Genomic DNA, 3,026 nt, shown 5'->3' with positions numbered 1-3,026 from the left:
GGCGAACTGCGCGGCCTGCTGCGCGTCGGCGCCGACCAGGACGACGCGCGCGCCGGCGTCGATCGCGCCCGGCACGGGCGCCGGCACCGGTTCGCTGTCGGCGATCAGCAGTTCCAGCGCGGCCAGTTCCGCGGGAACGTCGCGTTCGGGCGCGGCCGGCGGCAGCGGCGGCGCGGCGGCGTCGCCGGCGATATCTTCGCGACGCATGGCGCGATTGTTGGCGAACACATACTCGGCGCCGTCGACCCAGCAACGGTCCTTGGCGAAGCGATAGGTCGGCAGGTGCGCCGGACGCACCGCCGCGGCGCGCGGCAGTGCGCGCCAGTCCGGATCGAATCCGCCGACCCAGCGCGCGGCGAGTTCGCCCAAGCCCTGCGCGTCGCCGCGCAGCGGCGCGGGCGCGTCCGCGGCGGCGCGCAAGGCCTCGCGCATCTGCGCGGTGACCCGGCCGGCGAACAGCGCCGGCGCGTCGCGGCCGGCGAGGAAATCCTCCAGCCGGGCCAGCGCTTCGGCGCGGCTGGCGGCAAGGAAGGCCAGGCGATGCTCGAACCCGGCGCGCCCGTGCTGCAGGGTGAAGGCGACATCGGCCAGGGGAATGTGCGGATTGCGCGGCAGCCACTGGGCCAGCGCGCGGCATTGCTCGCGCAGCTCGTCGGCGCCGCGCGCGGACAGCACGAACAACTGGGCGTCGCCGGCGTCGTCGGCCGCGACCCCGGTTTCCGGCTCGATCCATTCCTCCAGCACCAGATGCGCGTTGGTGCCGCTGTAGCCGAACGAACTCACCGCGGCGCGGCGCGCCGAGGCGCTGCGCCATTCGCGCAGCTCGGCGTTGATCACGAACGGCGAGCCGCGCAGTTCGATGTGCGGATTGGGCCGGGCGTAATGCAGGGTCGGCGCGAGCTGGCGCTGGCGCAGGGCCAGCACCGTCTTGTGCACGCCGGCGACGCCGGCCGCGGCGGAGGCGTGGCCGATATTGCTCTTGACCGAGCCCAGCGCGCACGAATACGCGGCCGCGCCGGCCTCGCCGAACACCGTCGCCAGCGCTTCGAATTCGATCGGATCGCCCAGGCGGGTGCCGGTGCCGTGCGCTTCGACATAGCTGATCGAGCCCGGGTCGATGCGGTGGCGCCGATAGACCTCGCGCAGCAGTTCGACCTGGCTCTTGCCGCTGGGCGCGGTGATGCCGTTGGTGCGCCCGTCCTGGTTGATGCCCGAACCGAGCACGACCGCGTGGATACGGTCGCCGGCGGCGATCGCGTCGCTCAGGCGCTTGAGCACCAGCGTGCCCACGCCTTCGCCGGGGACGAAGCCGTCGGCGGAATCGTCGAACGCGCTGCAGCGCCCGGCCGCGGACAGCATCCCCGCGGCGCACATGCTGACGTGGGTTTCCGGAGTCAGGTACAAGGTCACGCCGCCGGCCAGGGCCATGTCGATCTCGCCGGCCAGCAAGGCCTGGCAGGCCAGGTGGGTCGCGACCAGCGACGACGAGCAGGCGGTGTCCACCGCCAGCGCCGGGCCCTTCAGATTGAGGTGATAGGCGATGCGCGCCGCGGCGATCGAGGAGGAATTGCCGGTGACCTCGCCGATGCCGGCGCCGGCCAGCTTGCACAGGCCGACGTATTCGTTGCCCATGATGCCGAGGTAGACGCCGCAGCGCGCGCCGTCCAGCGTCGCCGGCGCGTAGCCGGCGTCCTCGAACGCGCGGTAGCTCTCCTGCAGGAACAATCGGTGCTGCGGGTCCATCGCGGTGGCTTCGGCCGGCGAAATGCCGAAGAACAGCGGATCGAAATACTCGACCTCGTCGATCGAGCCCAGCGCGGTGCAATAGATCTTGCCGGGCTGCTGCGGCCGCGGGTCGTAGAACTGTTCGGCGTCCCAGCGCGACGCGGGCACTGTGCGCACGCCCGAGCGGCCGGCGGCGAGCAGTTCCCAGAATTCGTCCAGCGATTGCGCGCCCGGATAGCGGCCGGACATGCCGACGATGGCGATGCGCTCGTCCGCGGCGGCGGGCGCCGCGGACGCGGCCGTGCCCGACGATGCGGCGGCTTGCGGCGCAATCGCTTGCGGCACGGCGGCCTGCGGCGCGACGGCGGTCGCGGCGGCGGTCGGCGCGGTCGCGGCGAGCATGCGCCTGGCCTGCTCGGGCGTGATCTGCCGGGTCTGCAGCGCGCGCAGGATGTCTTCTCGATTCATGGTGTCCGTCCGCTCGTTTCTTCGGTTTCCAGCGTCGCCAGCCATCGCTGCGCTTCGGCCGGATCCGCCCTGCCCTCGTAGATCGCCTGCAGCCAGCGGTCGACCGGATCGGATTCGCCGGCGGGCGACGACGACGGCGCGGCGGCGGCCGGCATCTGCGCCAGCACATAACCGGCCAGGTCGCGGATCGTCGGATACTCGTAGGTCTTGGTCGCGCCCAGCGATACGCCGAGGCGTTGCTGGATCATCGGCAACCATTCCACGCCCATCACCGAATCCATGCCCAGATCGACGAAGGGCGTGTTGACCCCGACATCGCCGGGTTTCATGTACAGCACTTCGGCCAGGGTCTCGCGCAGCACATCCTCGACCTCACGCAGTCGCGCCGGTGCGGAGGATTCGCCCGCCGGCGCGGCCGCAGCGGCGACGGGCGCAGGTGCGCTGGCGCTGTCGGTTGCGGCAACGCGCGCTTGCGGCGGCGCTGCTGCGGCGACCGGCGCGGTCGGCGCTGATGAGGCCGGCGCCGGCGCAGCCGCAGGCAGCTGCGCCGCCACGTACGCGGCCAGTTCGCGGATCGTCGGGTATTCGTAGATCTTGGTCGCGCCCAGCGACACGCTCAGGCGCTGCTGGATCATCGGCAGCCACTCCACGCCCATCACCGAGTCCATGCCCAGGTCGGCGAAGGTGGTGTGGGCGCCGACATCGGCCGGTTTCATGTACAGCACTTCGGCCAGGGTCTCGCGCAGCACGTCCTCGACCTGGCGCAGCTGCGACGCAGCGTTGACGGCCGGCGCCGCCGCGGCGGCGACGACGGTCCGCGGCTGCGCCGGCGC

The 3,026-nt window shown here is 72.4% G+C and carries 2 protein-coding genes; both read right to left on the bottom strand.

The genetic code is table 11. The annotated features are described in order from the left end of the window. Positions 1-2,193 (bottom strand): type I polyketide synthase (locus A7A76_RS04700; protein ID WP_241200727.1); only part of this gene is annotated, 2,193 nt, incomplete at its 3' end. Beyond that, positions 2,190-3,026, bottom strand: an 837-nt coding sequence (locus A7A76_RS04695; protein ID WP_206410107.1) for an acyl carrier protein, incomplete at its 5' end; no start/stop codon positions are given. The genes A7A76_RS04695 and A7A76_RS04700, both read right to left, overlap by 4 nt.

Origin of the sequence: Lysobacter enzymogenes, from assembly GCF_017168095.1 — a bacterium.
Classification (GTDB): domain Bacteria; phylum Pseudomonadota; class Gammaproteobacteria; order Xanthomonadales; family Xanthomonadaceae; genus Lysobacter; species Lysobacter enzymogenes_D.
The sequence above is the reverse complement of the archived record's forward strand: the minus strand, read 5'-3'. Positions and strand labels throughout refer to the sequence as shown.